The following is a 15,945-nucleotide window of genomic DNA, read 5'->3' as shown; positions in this document are numbered from 1 at the left end:
GAACCTACCGAAGAATGCCGAATCACAGGGGCCATCAGTGTCACGACTCACCCCGCCCGGGGTGTTGGCGAAGATGCTGGATCGATGTATCGTCTCGATATAACAAATGGCACCATATGTCAGGACAGGGCAACACATGACACGACGCGGCGCGGCGCTGGAGGTGGCGGTCCTCGGACTGCTGCACGACGCCCCGATGCACGGCTACGAGCTGCGCAAGCAGGTCAACGCCTTGCTGGGCTGGGGTCGCATCCTGTCCTACGGGACGCTCTACCCCGCACTGAAGGCGCTCGGCAAGGCCGGCTACATCGTGGCCGACCAGACCGAGTCGCTCGAGGGCAAGGGCAGGCGCGCCCGCATCGTCTACCAGCTCACGGCCGAGGGCAAGGAACACTTCGCCCAGGCGCTCGAGGACTCGGGCCCGTCGACGTGGGACGACGAGACATTCGGCGTGCGGTTCGCCTTCTTCTCGCGCACCGACGCCGCCTCGAGGGTTCGCATCCTCGAAGGTCGCCGAAGCCGCTTGGAGGAGCGGCTCGAGCACGTCCGCAAGGCCGGGCAGCGCAAACGTGACCGCGTCGACTCCTACACCTTGGAGCTGCAACGTCACGGCCTGGAGTCAGTCGAGCGCGAGGTCAAGTGGCTGACCGAGCTGATCGATCGTGAACGATCGGGCGGCTATCCCGATGCGGACGCCCCAGACAACCAACCAACGAAGTGAAGAACAACGAAGGAGAACCCATGGGTTCGGTACGCGTAGCAATTGTGGGTGTGGGCAACTGTGCCACGTCCCTGATCCAGGGCGTCGAGTACTACAAGGATGCCGACCCCGAGGCCGGCGTCCCCGGACTCATGCACGTCAAGTTCGGTGAGTACCACGTCAACGACATCGAGTTCGTGGCCGCATTCGACGTCGACGCCAAGAAGGTCGGCTTCGACCTGGCCGAGGCGACGCAGGCCAGCGAGAACAACACGATCAAGATCGCCGACGTGCCCCCGACCGGCATCATGGTCCAGAAGGGCAACACGCTCGACGGCCTCGGCAAGTACTACCGCGAGACCATCGAGGAGTCCGACGCCCCGGCCGTGGACGTCGTCCAGGTCCTCAAGGACACCCAGGCCGACGTGCTGGTGTCCTATCTCCCGGTCGGGTCGGAGGAGGCCGACAAGTTCTACGCGCAGTGCGCGATCGACGCGAAGGTCGCCTTCGTCAACGCGCTGCCCGTCTTCATCGCCTCGGATCCGGAGTGGGCGCGCAAGTTCGAGGACGCCGGCGTCCCGATCATCGGCGACGACATCAAGAGCCAGGTGGGCGCCACCATCACCCACCGCGTGATGGCCAAGCTGTTCCAGGACCGAGGCGTCGTGCTCGACCGCACGTACCAGCTCAACGTCGGCGGCAACATGGACTTCAAGAACATGCTGGAGCGCGACCGCCTCGAGTCCAAGAAGATCTCCAAGACCCAGGCCGTGACGTCGAACATCAACCACGACCTCGGTGCCAAGAACGTGCACATCGGCCCGAGCGACTACGTCCAGTGGCTCGACGACCGCAAGTGGGCGTACGTGCGGCTCGAGGGACGCGCATTCGGCGACGTGCCCCTCAACCTGGAGTACAAGCTGGAGGTCTGGGACTCGCCCAACTCCGCCGGCATCATCATCGATGCGATCCGCGCGGCCAAGATCGCCAAGGACCGCGGCATCGGCGGCGCCCTGCTGTCGGCCTCGTCCTACCTGATGAAGTCGCCCCCGGAGCAGCGTCCCGACGACCTCGGTCGCGAGATGCTCGAGAAGTACATCGCCGGAGAGGTCGAGCGCTGAGCGCCTGACCTGCACGCACGAGGGGGCCGGTTCCGTGAGGGACCGGCCCCCTACGTCGTGCCCGGGCCCGGGCCGTGCAGCAGCAGACGGGCCACGGACTCGCGCATCACGGCACGCGCCGCGTCGACCTCCAGGCCCAGGTCGTGGCGCAGCGACGACCACGTCGGCCAGCTCGACGCGACGAACAGCGCCGCCTCGAGCACCCCACGGCGCTCACCTGCGGCCGCGAGCTCGGGTCCGAACACGTGGGCCAGGTCGTCCCGCACCCGGTCGACGTGCTGCCGGCGGCTGTCCTGCAGGGCCCTCGAGAACGGCTCGCCCAGCGCGGCCGAGCGGGCCGCGGGGTCGAGATGCTCGAGCCGTCGCACCCGCATGTCGAGGTACTGCTCGAGGCGCTGGTCCAGCGGCAGGTCGGGGCTGATCTCGGTCCGCAGGGCGGCATCGGCATCGAGCCAGTACGCAGTGGTGGCGCCCAGCAGGGTCTCGGTGTCCTTGTAGTTGAGCCACAGGGTCCGCACCGAGATGCCGGCCCGCTCAGCGATGACCTTCGCGGTGGGCTTGAGCACGCCTTCGCGCAGCAGCGCGGTGTGCGCCTCGACGATGGCATCTCGTGTGCGTTGACCTCGGGCGACCCTGCCGTCGGTGTGCTGATGTACGGCCATGTCGTGCCTCAGGATACGCCCGGAGCTTCGAGCACGAGACGGAAACCATGTCGTACGACGTCCGTGGCCTCCTCGACGCTCAAGCCCTCGTCGTCGCGCAGCAGCTGCCAGGTCATGCTGTTGGCGAGCGCGAAGAGCACCCGGTGGGCCACGGAGTCCCGGCCGGCGCCGAGCTCGGCCCCGAAGGTCGCCACCAGATCTGCGTGCAGGCGGTCCAGGTGCTGCAGCCGCGCCGCGCGCAACGCCGGGGAGAACGGCTCGCTGGTCAACCCCGATCTCGCCGCCGGGGCTAGGCCCTCGAGCCGCGCAGCGCGCTGGACGCAAAAGGCCTCGATGCGCATCGTGAGCGCCAGGTCCGCAGGCACCGACGTCCAGCTCGACGCGTCGTGGTCGAGCCAGTAGCGGCCGGTCGCCTCCAGCAGGGACTCGATGTCCTTGAAGTTGAGCCACAGCGTCCGCAGCGACACCCCCGCGCGCTCGGCGACCGCCTTGCCCGTGGGCCGCAGCTCCCCCTCGCGAAGGAGCGCCGAGTGCGCGGCGATGATCGCCTCCCGCGTGCGCTGGCCGCGGGCGACCCGGCCGTCGGGGTGCTGCCGAGCGGTCATCTCTCCTCCGTCCTGGTGGGTGGTTGACGCGTGCGGCAAAAACATACACTCTGTGTGCATGAACATCGAGACGCACGTCACACCGCGTGACGGCAGCCGGTCGGGTGCCCACCTGACGGTGCAGGACGTGACGGTGCAGTTCGGCGGTCTGACGGCTCTGTCGGACGTGGGCTTCGAGGTCCGACCGGGCCAGGTCCTCGGCGTGATCGGTCCCAACGGAGCCGGCAAGACCACCTTGTTCAACGTCGTCTGCGGGTTCACCCGTCCGCAGACCGGGCACCTGACGCTCGACGGCCGGCCGTTCCGGCCCGCACCGCAGCGGCTGGTCCGTGCAGGGGTGTCCCGCAGCCTCCAGGGACTCGGTCTGTTCCCGGGGCTGAGCGTGCTCGAGAACATCGTCGCCGGGGCAGGCGGCGCAGCACGGACGGGATGGTGGTCGGGCCTGCTCGCCCTGCCGCGCACCGACCGCGACGAGCGGGAGCTGCACGACAGGGCCGCAGCCCTGATCGACGAGCTCGGGCTCGGCGCCCACGCGCACGCCCAGCCCGGGACCCTCCCGTACGCGGTCAGCAAGCGGGTCGCCCTGGCCCGCGCGCTCGTCAGCGAGCCGCGCCTGCTGCTGCTCGACGAGCCGGCCGGCGGCCTCGGCCACGACGAGGTCCTCGAGCTGGGTGAGCTCATCATGAGCCTGCCGTCGCGCGGCGCCGGCTGCTCGGTGATGCTCGTCGAGCACCATGTCGACCTCGTGATGCAAGTGTGCGACGAGCTGGTCGTGCTCGACTTCGGCCGGGTCATTGCGACCGGCACACCCGCAGTCGTCCGCGAGGACCCCGCCGTCGCGGAGGCCTATCTCGGGGCCGAGGTGGACGTCTGATGAGCGACTCGCTGCTGGCCGTCCGCGGTCTGACCGCAGGATACGGCGGCGCGCCGGTGCTCCAGGGCATCGACCTCGACGTCGCCGCCGGGACGATCGTGGCGGTCGTGGGCGCGAACGGCGCCGGCAAGACCACCCTGCTGCGCGCCCTGTGCGGGACGATCCCGGTCTCCGCCGGCACCGTCACCTGGGACGGGGACCCCCTGCGCGGGACGCGTACCGAGGACCTCGTCCGCCGCGGCATCGCCCACGTCCCCGAGGGTCGTGGGGTCATCACCGAGCTGACCGTCGAGGAGAACCTGCGTCTCGGCCACGTCTGGCGCAAGGACAAGGCCGACGGACGGCGCGCGACCGACGAGGTCTACGAGATGTTCGAGCCCCTCACGCGCCGGCGACGCAGTGCCGGGCACCAGCTCTCCGGCGGCGAGCGGCAGATGCTCGCGATCGGCCGCGCGCTCGTCGCCCGTCCGCGGCTCATGATGCTCGACGAACCCTCGCTCGGTCTGGCCCCCAAGGTCAGCGCCCAGATCATGGCGCTGCTCAAGAGACGGTGCGACGAGACCGGCCTGACCGTGCTGCTCGTGGAGCAGAACGTCCGCAGCGCGATGTCGATCGCCGACCACGGTGTGGTCCTGTCGCTCGGGCGGGTCGTCGCCAGCGACTCCGCCGACCGCATCGCCGCCGACGACGACCTCCGACACGCCTACCTGGGGTTCTGACATGGATCGCTTCATCTTCCTCACCGTCGACGGTCTCGCCCGCGGCGCCGTCTTCGCCGCGTTCGCGCTGGCGCTCGTGCTCATCTGGCGCGGCGCCCGCATCGTCAACTTCTCCCAGGGCGCGATGGCGGCCGCCTCGACGTACGTCGCGTACAGCGTCACGACGGCGACCGGCTCGTACTGGCTCGGGCTCGCGGCCGCGATCCTCAGTGGCTTGCTCATCGGCGCCGGCGCCGAGCGTCTCGTGATGCGCTTCGTCGACGCCCGGCAGCCGCTCAACGCGGTGATCGTCGCGCTCGGGCTCGTGCTGGTGATCCAGGCCGTGCTCGGCATCGTCTACGGCAGCGAGTACCGCCCGATGAAGGTCCCGTTCAGCCGCACGCCCCTCAGCATCGGCGACCAGGCACTGCTGTCGCCGTACGACCTGTTCGTCTTCGGCACCGTCGTGGTGGTCATGGTCGGGCTCGGCTGGGCGTTCACCCGCACCGATCTCGGCCTGACGATGCGAGCTGCGGCCTTCGCACCCGACATGGCCCGGCTGCTCGGGGTCAACGTCGGGCGGATGCTGACGCTGAGCTGGGGCCTCGCCGGTGCGGTCGGCGGGCTCGCCGCACTGCTCGTGGTCCCGACCGAGCTCGGGGCGCACCCCCACGCGACCGACCTCGTCTTCGTCTACGCCTTCACGGCCGCCGTCGTCGGCGGTCTGGACAGCCCGATCGGTGCGGTCGTCGGCGGGCTGGGCGTGGGGCTCGTGCTGTCGTACGTCAGCGGCTACTCCGGCAGCGACATCTCCGCGGTCGTGATCCTCGGGGTCCTGATCGGCGTGCTCCTGCTGAGACCGTCCGGACTGTTCGGCCACACCTCGGCACGGCTGGTGTGACGATGAGCTTCCTCTCGCGCCACACACTGGCCCGCCACACGCTCCTGCTGCTCGTCGCGGCCATGGCCGTGCTCGCCCTCACGTACGGTCTCTCGCCGTACCGCAACTACCAGCTCGCCACGATGGCCGCCTACCTGTGCGCGACCGCGGGTCTGACCGTGCTGGTCGGCCTCTCCGGGCAGCTGTCGCTCGGCCACGGGGCGCTCATGGCGGTCGGTGCGTACGCCTGTGCGCTCAGCTCGGCCGAGCTCGGCGACCGCGGCACCACCGGACCACTGCTCCTGCTCGTGCCGCTCGCCTGCGCGATCGTGGCCACGGCCGTGGTCGGAGCCGTCGTCGGGCTCGCCGGGGCCCGGCTGCACGGCCCCTATCTCGCTGGCCTGACCCTGACCCTGACGATCGTCGTCCCGGCCATCACGACCACGTTCGCCGACCAGCTCGGCGGCGACCAGGGACTCTCGGTGCTGGTCGAGCCCGCACCCGTGGGGCTCGGCGCGACGTTCCCGCTCGAGCGGTGGCAGGCGTGGATCGCGTGTGCCGCCGCCCTGCTGACGGTGTTCTTGCTGGCCAACCTCGTCCACAGCCGCTTCGGCCGCGAGATGCGGGCCGTGCGCGACGACGAGGTGGCCGCACGCCTGGCGGGCATCAACGTGGGTCGCACCAAGGTCATCGTCTTCGTCGTGAGCGCGGCGACCGCCGGCCTCGGCGGCGGCGTCCTCGCGGTGCTGACGCAGGCGGTGTCGCCCGGCGCGTTCTCGCTCGCGTTCAGCCTGTTCCTCCTGATGGCGGTCGTGATCGGCGGCATCGGCCACCTCGCGGGTGCCGTGTGGGGCGCGCTGCTCCTGGTCGCGCTGCCCGAGCTCACGGGATCGCTCGCCGACCGGATCGACGCGTCCCCGGCCCTGGCCGAGCGCCTCGACGGCAATCTCTCGCTGCTGGTCTTCGGGCTGGTCCTCGTGCTGGTCACGATCCTGTTCCCCCGCGGCATCCACGGCCTGGTCACCACGGCGTTCGGACGACTGCGTCGCCGCACCCCCGACTCCCCTCCCGGCACCACCGCAGCACGCCCATCCACCACCACCAGTACGGAGTCCATCGATGCCTAGCTCACTGCCCCACCTCCGGCGATCGGTCACCGCGATCGCCTCCCTCGGCCTGATCGGCACGCTCGCCGCGTGCGGAGGAGGCAGCGACTCCGCGGCCTCCGCGCCGGGGGTCACCGACACCTCGATCGTCGTGGGCACCCACCAGCCCCTGACCGGACCCGCTGCTGCGGGCTACTCGACCATCTCGCCGGCCACCAAGGCGTACTTCGACTACGTCAACGACAACGGCGGCGTGCACGGCCGCACGATCAAGTACCTCGTCGAGGACGACGGCTACAACCCGGCCAACACCCAGACGGTCGTGCGCGAGCTGGTGCTGAAGGACAAGGTCTTCGCGATCGTCAACGGTCTCGGCACCCCGACCCACACGGGCGTGCTCGACTTCCTCAAGACCAACAAGGTGCCTGACCTGTTCGTCGCCTCGGGCAGCCGGAGCTGGAACCAGGCCGAGAAGTACCCGACGACGTTCGGCTTCCAGGCCGACTACACGACCGAGACCAAGGTCCAGGCGACGTACATCAAGGAGAACCTCGCGGACAAGAAGGTCTGCTTCCTCGGCCAGGACGACGACTTCGGCCAGGACGCCCTGCTCGGCCTGACCCAGGTGCTCGGCGAGGACGGCGTGGCCGAGCGGCAGAAGTACGTCACCAGCAACACCAACGTGGCTCCGCAGATCGGCAAGCTGAAGGCGGCCGGCTGCGAGGTCGTCTCGCTGGCGACCGTGCCGGGCTTCACCGCGCTCGCGATCGGCACCGCGGCCCGCCTCAAGTTCCAGCCGCAGTGGATCAGCACGTCGGTCGGCGCGGACTACGCGACGCTCAGCGCCGCGCTCGGCGAGGCGGCACCGCTGCTCGAGGGCTTCCTCAGCACCAACTACCTGCCGTCGGCGTTCGACGACTCCGATCCCTGGATCACGCTGTTCAAGAAGATCAACAAGGACTACAACGGCGACAAGCCGTTCACCGGCAACACGGTCTACGGCATGACGGTCGGCTACCTGTTCGTCCAGGCGCTGCAGGAGACCGGCAAGGACCTGACCCGCGAGGGTCTGGTCGAGACCATGGAGTCCGGGGCGCTCGACGGACCCGGTCTCACGTCGCCGCGCTACTCCAAGGACGACCACGCTGGCTACGGCGGTGCGCAGATGGCCAAGGTCACCGGCGACTCGCAGGAGTACTTCGGACCGGTCTACGCGACGGACGACCAGGAGGGCACCGAGGTCGCGGTCTTCGACGGCGAGGCCACCGCGCCTCCTGCGAAGGGCATCCCGGCGGCCAAGTAGTCCTCAGTCTCGGGCCGCCCAGAAGGCCCGGAGCGCCTCGGTGGCGTCTGCTTCGCTCAACGGACCTCGATCCATCCTCAGGTCCAGCAGGAAGCGGTACGCCTCACCGACCTCCGGGCCGGGCGGGATCCCGAGGATCGCCATGATCTGCCCGCCGTCGAGATCGGGACGGATCGACCCGAGCTCCTCCTGCTCCGCGAGCACCGCGATGCGCTCCTCGAGCTCGTCGTACGTGCGTTGCAGGCGCAGGGCCTTCTTGGCGTTGCGGGTCGTGCAGTCCGCACGGGTGAGGATGTGCAGCCGCTCGAGCTGATCGCCCGCGTCGCGGACGTAGCGGCGCACGGCCGAGTCGGTCCACTCCCCGGAGCCGTAGCCGTGGAAACGCAGGTGCAGCTCGACGAGCTTCGCGACGTGGTCGGTCAGCTCGTTGCTGTAGCGCAGCGCACGCATGCGCTTGCGGACGAGCTTGGCTCCCACCACGTCGTGGTGGTGGAACGTGACCGTCCCGCCGTCCTGGAAGCGACGGGTGCGTGGCTTGCCGATGTCGTGCAGCAGGGCGGCGAGCCGGATCGTCAGGTCGGGCGCGTGCTCGAGGCGTCCCTCCAGCGCGATGGCCTGCTCGAGCACGGTCAGCGAGTGCTCGTAGACGTCCTTGTGCCGGTGGTGCTCGTCGCGCTCGAGCTTGAGGGCGGGCAGCTCGGGGAGCATCTGCTCGGCCAGGCCGGTGCCCACCAGCAGGCGCAGGCCCGCGACCGGGTGCGGGCTCAGCAGGAGCTTGTTGAGCTCGTCGCGGATCCGCTCGGCCGACACGATCTCCAGGCGCGGGGCCATCGCCGCCATCGCGGCCTCCACGTCGGGGGACGCCGTGAAGCCGAGCTGGGCGACGAACCGGGCGGCCCGCATCATGCGCAGCGGATCGTCGCTGAACGACTGCTCGGGGGTGACCGGGGTGCGCAGCAGCCGATGGTCGATGTCGTCGAGGCCGCCGAACAGGTCGACGAACTCGCGCGACGGCAGCCGGATCGCCATGGCGTTGACCGCGAAGTCCCGGCGCGCCAGGTCGCCGTCGAGGGAGTCGCCGAACATGACCTCGGGCTTGCGGGACCCCGCCTCGTACTCATCGCTGCGGTACGTCGTGATCTCGAGCTGGTGATCGCCCTTGCGGACGCCGATCGTGCCGAACTCGCGTCCGATGTCCCACACCGCGTCGGCCCACCCCGCGACGACGGACTCGATCTCGTCGGGCCGGGCCGAGGTGGTCAGGTCCCAGTCGTTGCCGGGTCGTCCCAGCACCGCATCGCGAACCGGGCCACCCACGATCGCCAGCTCGTGACCCGCGGACTCGAACAGCACGCCGATCTCGGCCAGGAACGGGTTGGCGGCGAGCTCGGCGTCGATCCTGGCCTGGCGGTCGGGGGTCAACGGGGACGTGGGCACGGGGACATACTCTATCGGCCCCGACCTGGGTGCCCCTCCGCTGCCGGGCCGACGTCTAGCATGTTCGGGTGAGCAGCCCCCGCCGTACGATCCTCGTCGCGCTGCTCGTGACGATCCTCGGTGCGGTGCTTGCCCCCGTGGTGCCCGCCCAGGCCGCAGGCGAGGACCCCGATCTGCAGGTGTCGATCCGCTCGCTGGACCCCAGCCGGCTGACCCGCGGTGCCGACGTCACCATGACGGGCACCGTGACCAACCGCAACGACCACGCCTGGACGGCCGCGCAGGTGTACCTCGTGATCCCGGCCTCGCCGTTCACGACCCGCGCCCAGGTCGACGAGGCCATGGCGAACAGCAAGGCCTACACCGGCGTACGTGTCGTGGAGACCGGCGCATTCGACGAGCTCGGCGACCTGGCTCCTTCCCAGACCAAGCGGTTCCGCATCTCGGTGCCCTATGAGCAGCTGGGCATCACGGGCGCCGAGGGCGTGTATCCCGTGGGGGTCCAGGTGCTGGCGACCGACACCGACGGCTCCCGCAGCCCCGAGGCGCTGGCGGGGGCCACGACGACCCTGCCGCTGATCTCCTCCGACCGCGAGGCCGTGCCGACCTCGATCCTGTGGCCGTTCCTCATGACCGACACCCGGACCGGCGCGGGCACGTACGCCCGTCCCGACCGGCTCCTGCGGGCCGTCAGCCCCGGCGGTCAGCTGCGCAACCTGCTCGACCTGGCGTCCGGGTCCTCCGGCGGCGGCGCGGGCACCGCCCTCGTCGATCCCGCGCTGCTGGTCGGGGTCGACGACCTCGCCAACGCCCGTCACCTGCCCGACGACCTCGAGCTCACCGATGAGCAGCGGGCCGGCGCCGCCACGTTCCTCGAGGACCTGCTGCAGTACGCGCGGACGCACAGCCCGTGGATCCTCGGCTACGACCGCCCCGACGTGCTCGCGCTCGCCGAGAATCCCGATCTGGAGGGACCGCTCGTGCGGGCGATCGATCGCGCGACCGACACGGTCCTCGCGAAGTACCAGCTCAGCGGCCGCCGGGTCTCCTGGCCCACGCGCGACGGCGTGACAAGGGGACTGCTCAGCAACCAGCGCGGCAGCGGCGACAGTCCTGTCATCGTGAGCTCGTCGTCGCTGCCGGACTGGGAGCCCCGCCTCGGGTCGCTCGTGCAGTACACCTCCGCGAAGGGGCCGCTGCCGCTGCTCGTCAACGACCCGAAGCCGACCGGCTCGACCGGTCCCGAGACCGTGCTGGTCCTGCGCCAACGTGTCCTGAGCGACGCCGCGCTCGCGGTGCTGGAGCGGGCCATCGACCCGGACTCGCGTGCGGACTCGTTCACCATGGTGGATCCGCAGTGGGACCCGGGCGTCCGGTGGTCCACGGGCCAGCTGTCGACCGCGTTCACGGTCCCGTTCACGCGGGCGACGAGCCTCGACGCACTCCTCACCCAGCGCCTCATGTCCTACAAGGGCGACGTCCCGACGACTGCCGAGGCGCGTCCGCTGTCCCGGGCACAGGTGCTCAAGGCCACCGAGATCGTCGAGATGGGCGCGACGCTGAGCTCGATCATCTCGCAGTCCGCCGACGTCGACGACACCCTCGCCCGCGAGGTCGCCAGCGTGCTCGGCGTCCGGTGGCGCCTCGACCGGTCCGCCGGCTTGGTCCTCGCGACGTCGTACGCGCGGCGGATCTCCTCCGAGCTCGACAAGATCTCGATCGAGGCGCCGCCGTCCGTGACGCTCTCGAGCTCCAAGGGCGGCTTCCCGCTCACGATCCGCAACGACACCGACGAGGCGATCCGCATCGGCGTCGACCTCGACTCGAGCAATCCGGCCCTCACCATCCCGACCCTGGACGACGTCGACGTCGCAGCCGGCGAGCGGCGCACCATCACCGTGCAGGTCGATCTCGGCCGCCAGCGGACGACCTTCCTCACCGCCCACCTCGTGACCGCGAACGGCACCGACGTCGGGTCGCCGACGACGTTCAAGGTGCGCTCGAGCAGCATCGGCACGGTGCTGTGGGTCGCGATGGGGCTCGCCGCACTGTTCGTGCTGGCCGCCCTCGTGCGCCGCTTCCACCGCCGCCGGACCGCCTCGTCCGCGATGCCCGTGGGGGACGACGATGACTGACGAGCCGCGCCCCGACGCTCCGGACACCGAGGAGCAGACCGTCGCGAGGGCCAGCGCCTGGATGGCGCTCGGCACGGTGATCTCGCGGGTGACGGGCTTCGGCCGCCTGATCCTGCTGGCCTGGGTCATCGGCGTCGCGCTCAACGCCGACCTGTTCGAGGCCGCCAACACGATCCCCAACGCGCTCTACATCCTGGTCGCGGGCGGCATCTTCAACGTCGTGCTGGTGCCCCAGCTCGTCCGTGCGATGAAGAACGATCCCGACGGCGGCGATGCGTACGCCAACCGGGTCATCACGCTCGGCGTGGTCGTGCTGGGCATCGCCACGGTCCTGCTGACGCTGGCCGTCCCCGCCCTGCTGCACCTGGTCTTCGAGGACGAGCTGTTCACGCCCGCCCTGCAGCACCAGCGCGAGTCGGCCGAGCTGCTGATGATGCTCTGCATGCCGCAGGTGTTCTTCTACGGCGTGTTCGTCCTGGTGGGACAGATCCTCAACGCCCGGAAGCGGTTCGGACCCATGATGTGGGCCCCGATCGCCAACAACGTCGTGGCCTGTGCCGTGATCCTGGTCTACTACTTCATCTTCGGCGCGAGCAACGGCGCCGACGGCTTCACGACAGGTGAGGCCCTGCTGCTGGGCGTCGGCTCGACGGCCGCGATCGCGCTCCAGGCCGTGATCCTCGTGCCCTACCTGCGCGCTGCGGGCTTCCGCTACCGGCCGCGGTTCGACTTCCGCGGGGTCGGGCTCAGCCACACGCTGCGACTCGGCGTCTGGACCCTGCTGTTCATCCTGGTCAACCAGATCGCGTACTTCGCGATCGCTCGCATCGCGACCGGTGCCAACCTCGAGGGCACGGTCGACGGCAAGCCCGCCGCGGGCCTCGCGGTCTACAGCATCGGCTTCCTCGTCAGCCAGCTGCCGCACGGCGTCATCACCGTCTCGCTGGCCACCGCGATCATGCCCACGCTCGCGGCCCTCGCCAACGAGCGGCGCTACGACCGGTTCCAGCTCGAGCTCGGCCGGACCCTCCGGATGGCCATGGTCATCATCGTCCCGCTCGCGGTCGCGGTCGCGTGCCTCGGCCAGCCCGCTGCGGCCATCGCCGGGGCGATCGGCTCGCTCGGCGGCAACACCGTGGCGATCGGGCAGACCATCTCGGCGTTCTCGCTCGCGATGATCGCCTTCACCCTGCACTACATGATGCTGCGGGGGTTCTACGCCAACGAGGACACCCGCACCCCCTTCTTCATCCAGCTGGTGATCTCGATCGTCAACATCGTCTGCGCGGTCGTGCTCACGTCGCTGGTCGAGCCGTACCGGGTCGCCGCCGTGCTGGCGCTGTCCTACGGCATCTCGTACGTCGTGGGGTCGATCCTGTCGCTGACGCTGCTGACCCGCTCGGTCGGACCGGTGATCGATCGGGAGATGGTGTTCTTCGTGCGCCGGCTCGTCGTCGCGGTCGCCCTCACGGCGTTCGTCACGCTGGGGGTCGCCCGCGGGCTCGACGTCGCCGGCCTCGAACCGGCCCGGGCCGTGGGTGGCCTGATCACCACGGTGATCGCCGGTCTCGCCGGCGCCGTCACGTACGTCGCCGCGGCCCGCGTCGTCGGCCTGACCCAGCTGACCCACCTCGTCGACTCGCTGCGGCGCCGCGGCTAGGACAAGGCGTCGACCCGCCGCCGACTACCATGGGCCGCAGCACGGGGACAGGTGCTGGACAAGGGGCGCGGACCGATGAGCGAGAGGCGATCACTGGCCTCCGGTGACGTCCTCGCCCGACGCTACGAGCTGCAGGACCTGGTGAGCGAGCGCCTCGGCTCCAGCACGTGGCGGGCCCATGACAAGGTGCTCAACCGCAATGTCGGCATCGAGCTGATCGCAAGCGACGACCCCCGGGCGGACCACTTCCTGTCCGCGGCCCGCGACTCCACCGCCGTGACCGATCCGCGGTTCCTGCGCGTCCTCGACCTCATCGAGAACGAGCAAGGCCACCACATGGTCGTCCGCGAGTGGGCCCGCGCCTTCGGCCTGGACCAGCTGCTCGCACAGTCCTCGCTGCCCAACCGCCGCGCCGCCACCGTGGTTGCCGAGGTGGCCGAGGCGCTCGCGCACGCCCACGAGCACGGGGTGTACCACCGCCGGCTCACCCCGCGCCACGTGCTGCTCAAGCAGTCCGGCGCGGTGCGGGTCGTCGGCCTCGGGGTCGCGACCGCGCTCGCACCCGCAGGGCGACAGGACACGCTCGCGGACCTGCAGGAGTACGAGCAGCTGGACGTGCAGGCGTTGGGCAAGCTCCTCTACGCGTGCGTCACCAGCCGGTGGCCGGGCGCGGACGTCGACGGGCTCCGGGCCGCGCCCACCGAGCACGGACGGCTGCTGCGCCCCCGCCAGGTGCGCGCGGGCGTCTCTCGCGACATCGACACGACCGCCGACCGCATCCTCGGCTCCCCTCCCCGCAACCACGAGACCCCGCTGCGCACCGCAGCGTCGATCGCGCGGACACTGCGCCTGTCCGGCGAGGACGACGACCTGGTCGACGACCAGCCGAGTCTCGCCGGGCTGTCGTCGCCCGATCTGCTCCGCCTGGACCCCGTGATCGTCCCCGAGGGCCCACCGCCCGGCCTCGAGCCACCGCGCCGGCGCCCCAAGGCGTACGAGCCTGCGCCGCCGACCACGCTCGAGCGAGGACGCGCGCGAGCCCGCAGGGCCGCCAAGGGCGACCGAGGCCTGGTGCTGCTGGGCGTCGTGGGCGCCCTGGTCATCGTCTCGCTGCTGGCGGTGCTGGTCAGCCGGTCCAAGGAGGAGGCGTCCGGACCGGTCGACCCGACCTCCCCCGTGCGCGTGCTGCCGGTGCAGCGGGTCGTCGACTTCGATCCGCTGGGCGAGGACGGCCGGGAGAACGGCGACCAGGCCCCGTCGATCGTCGACGGCAAGCCGTCCACGAGCTGGCGCACGTCGACCTACTTCGGCAGTCCCCGCCTCGGTGGCCTCAAGGACGGTGTCGGCGTCGTGCTCGACCTCGGCGGGCCCCGCGAGGTCACCTCGCTGCGGCTGCGGCTGGTCGGCGACCCGACCGACATCGAGATCTTCACCGCGACGGACGACACGCGTCGGCTGCCCTCGTCCCGACGCGGTCTCGAGCAGGTCGCCGGACTGCAGGGCGCCGCCTCCGACGCCAGCATCTCGCTGCCCCGCGACACGATGACCCGGTACGTCGTGGTGTGGCTCACGTCGCTCCCGGAGGTCGCCCCGGGCGAGTTCCGCGGTGAGATCTCCGAGGTCGTGGTGCGCGGTCGCTCCTGACGGCGCCGACCGGGGCTCCGGGGAATGTCCAGCCCCTAGGATGGGTTGAGACTCACGTACTCCGCGACCATCCGTCAAAAGGCATTCCATGACTGACACCGTCCGCAACCTCATCATCATCGGCTCGGGCCCCTCGGGCTACACCGCGGCGATCTATGCCGCGCGGGCCAACCTCGAGCCGCTCGTCTTCGAGGGCTCGGTCACCGCCGGCGGCGCCCTGATGAACACGACCGACGTCGAGAACTTCCCGGGCTACCCCGACGGCATCATGGGTCCGGACCTCATGGACAAGCTGCGCGCCCAGGCCGAGCGCTTCGGCGCCGAGCTCGTCTCCGACGACGTCACCGCAGTCGACCTCAACGGCGAGATCAAGACCGTCACCCTGGGTGACGGCAGCACCTACCGCGCCAAGGCGGTCGTCCTGGCGATGGGATCGGGCTACCGCAAGCTCGGCATCGACGGCGAGGACCGGCTCTCGGGCCACGGCGTCAGCTGGTGCGCGACGTGTGACGGCTTCTTCTTCCGTGAGCAGAACATCGTCGTCGTGGGCGGCGGCGACTCGGCGCTGGAGGAGGCCAACTTCCTGACCCGCTTCGCGTCCAAGGTCACCCTGGTGCACCGGCGCGACGAGCTGCGTGGCTCCAAGATCATGCAGGACCGCACGCTGGCCAACGACAAGATCGAGATCGCCTGGAACTCCGAGGTCGCCGAGATCATCGGTGAGGACAAGCTCGAGGCGCTCACGCTCCGCGACACGGTCACCGGCGAGACCCGGCGTCTCGACGCGACCGGCCTGTTCATCGCGATCGGCCACGATCCGCGCTCGGAGCTGCTCACCGGCCAGGTCGACCTCGACGACGAGGGCTACGTCCTGGTCGAGCCCGGCTCGACCGCGACCAACGTGCCGGGCGTGTTCGCCGCGGGCGATCTGGTCGACCACACCTACCGTCAGGCCATCACGGCTGCCGGCACCGGTTGCTCCGCTGCCCTCGACGCCGAGCGCTACCTCGCCGACCGCGACTCCGCCGGCGAGCCCGCGACGGACGTCGCCATGGCCCAGTGGGCCGACTGACCCCTCCTACCACCCGCTGAACTCCACCACAGACCTGAAGGAGCAACA

The 15,945-nt window shown here is 70.4% G+C and carries 14 protein-coding genes; 11 read left to right on the top strand and 3 right to left on the bottom strand.

The features are described from left to right. The first annotated feature begins 136 nt into the window (after window positions 1-136). Window positions 137-721 (top strand): PadR family transcriptional regulator, encoded by a 585-nt coding sequence (locus GEV27_RS00660; RefSeq protein WP_153654870.1) that lies wholly within the window; start codon window positions 137-139, stop codon window positions 719-721. A 20-nt stretch (window positions 722-741) separates the two neighbouring features. Then, window positions 742-1,821 (top strand): inositol-3-phosphate synthase, encoded by a 1,080-nt coding sequence (locus GEV27_RS00655; RefSeq protein WP_153933213.1) that lies wholly within the window; start codon window positions 742-744, stop codon window positions 1,819-1,821. Between the two features lie 50 nt (window positions 1,822-1,871). On the opposite strand, the gene GEV27_RS00650 is transcribed toward GEV27_RS00655, so the two are convergent. Further along, complete coding sequence (locus GEV27_RS00650; RefSeq protein WP_153654872.1) at window positions 1,872-2,483, bottom strand: TetR/AcrR family transcriptional regulator; 612 nt, start codon at window positions 2,481-2,483, stop codon at window positions 1,872-1,874. Window positions 2,484-2,491: 8 nt separating this feature from the next. Continuing rightward, window positions 2,492-3,088, bottom strand: coding sequence for a TetR/AcrR family transcriptional regulator (locus tag GEV27_RS00645; protein ID WP_153654873.1), 597 nt, complete (start codon window positions 3,086-3,088; stop codon window positions 2,492-2,494). A 58-nt stretch (window positions 3,089-3,146) separates the two neighbouring features. On the opposite strand from GEV27_RS00645, the gene GEV27_RS00640 reads away from it, so the two are divergent. The 5 genes from GEV27_RS00640 to GEV27_RS00620 are packed head-to-tail and all read left to right on the top strand — an operon-like array spanning window position 3,147 to window position 7,949. Continuing rightward, window positions 3,147-3,962 (top strand): ABC transporter ATP-binding protein, encoded by an 816-nt coding sequence (locus GEV27_RS00640; RefSeq protein WP_153909737.1) that lies wholly within the window; start codon window positions 3,147-3,149, stop codon window positions 3,960-3,962. Next, the gene (locus GEV27_RS00635) at window positions 3,962-4,681 is read left to right on the top strand and encodes an ABC transporter ATP-binding protein (RefSeq protein WP_153654875.1); all 720 of its coding nucleotides are present in this window, start codon (window positions 3,962-3,964) and stop codon (window positions 4,679-4,681) included. Before GEV27_RS00640 ends, GEV27_RS00635 begins: the two co-directional genes overlap by 1 nt. 1 nt (window position 4,682) lies before the next feature. After that, window positions 4,683-5,561, top strand: a complete 879-nt coding sequence (locus tag GEV27_RS00630) for a branched-chain amino acid ABC transporter permease (RefSeq protein ID WP_153654876.1) — start codon at window positions 4,683-4,685, stop codon at window positions 5,559-5,561. 2 nt (window positions 5,562-5,563) lie between these two features. Then, window positions 5,564-6,667 carry a branched-chain amino acid ABC transporter permease gene (locus tag GEV27_RS00625; protein ID WP_153933212.1) on the top strand — a complete coding sequence of 368 codons (1,104 nt, stop codon included), beginning with the start codon at window positions 5,564-5,566 and terminating at the stop codon, window positions 6,665-6,667. Further along, entirely contained in the window at window positions 6,660-7,949 is a 1,290-nt protein-coding gene (locus tag GEV27_RS00620; RefSeq protein WP_153933211.1) for an ABC transporter substrate-binding protein, read from the top strand. The genes GEV27_RS00625 and GEV27_RS00620 overlap by 8 nt, the downstream gene beginning before the upstream one ends. A 3-nt stretch (window positions 7,950-7,952) precedes the next feature. Here the strand turns inward: GEV27_RS00620 and GEV27_RS00615 are convergent, their stop codons facing one another. After that, window positions 7,953-9,386 (bottom strand): CCA tRNA nucleotidyltransferase, encoded by a 1,434-nt coding sequence (locus tag GEV27_RS00615; RefSeq protein ID WP_375335579.1) that lies wholly within the window; start codon window positions 9,384-9,386, stop codon window positions 7,953-7,955. Between the two features lie 68 nt (window positions 9,387-9,454). Between GEV27_RS00615 and GEV27_RS00610 the strand changes: the two genes are divergently transcribed. The 4 genes from GEV27_RS00610 to trxB all read left to right on the top strand — a co-directional run bounded on the left by GEV27_RS00610 (window position 9,455) and on the right by trxB (window position 15,897). Then, window positions 9,455-11,521 carry a DUF6049 family protein gene (locus GEV27_RS00610; protein WP_153933210.1) on the top strand — a complete coding sequence of 689 codons (2,067 nt, stop codon included), beginning with the start codon at window positions 9,455-9,457 and terminating at the stop codon, window positions 11,519-11,521. Continuing rightward, a complete protein-coding gene (gene murJ, locus GEV27_RS00605; protein WP_153933209.1) occupies window positions 11,514-13,181 on the top strand; it encodes a murein biosynthesis integral membrane protein MurJ in 1,668 nt (555 codons plus the stop codon). The genes GEV27_RS00610 and murJ overlap by 8 nt, the downstream gene beginning before the upstream one ends. Window positions 13,182-13,256: 75 nt before the next feature. Next, window positions 13,257-14,825: a protein kinase family protein gene (locus tag GEV27_RS00600; RefSeq protein ID WP_153933208.1), complete on the top strand. Its 1,569-nt coding sequence runs from the start codon at window positions 13,257-13,259 to the stop codon at window positions 14,823-14,825. 88 nt (window positions 14,826-14,913) lie between these two features. Beyond that, window positions 14,914-15,897 carry a thioredoxin-disulfide reductase gene (gene trxB / locus GEV27_RS00595; protein ID WP_153654883.1) on the top strand — a complete coding sequence of 328 codons (984 nt, stop codon included), beginning with the start codon at window positions 14,914-14,916 and terminating at the stop codon, window positions 15,895-15,897. The last annotated feature ends 48 nt before the right edge of the window (window positions 15,898-15,945 follow it).

Source organism: Aeromicrobium sp. S22 (assembly GCF_009661045.1).
GTDB lineage: Bacteria > Actinomycetota > Actinomycetes > Propionibacteriales > Nocardioidaceae > Aeromicrobium > Aeromicrobium yanjiei.
The sequence above is the reverse complement of the archived record's forward strand: the minus strand, read 5'-3'. Positions and strand labels throughout refer to the sequence as shown.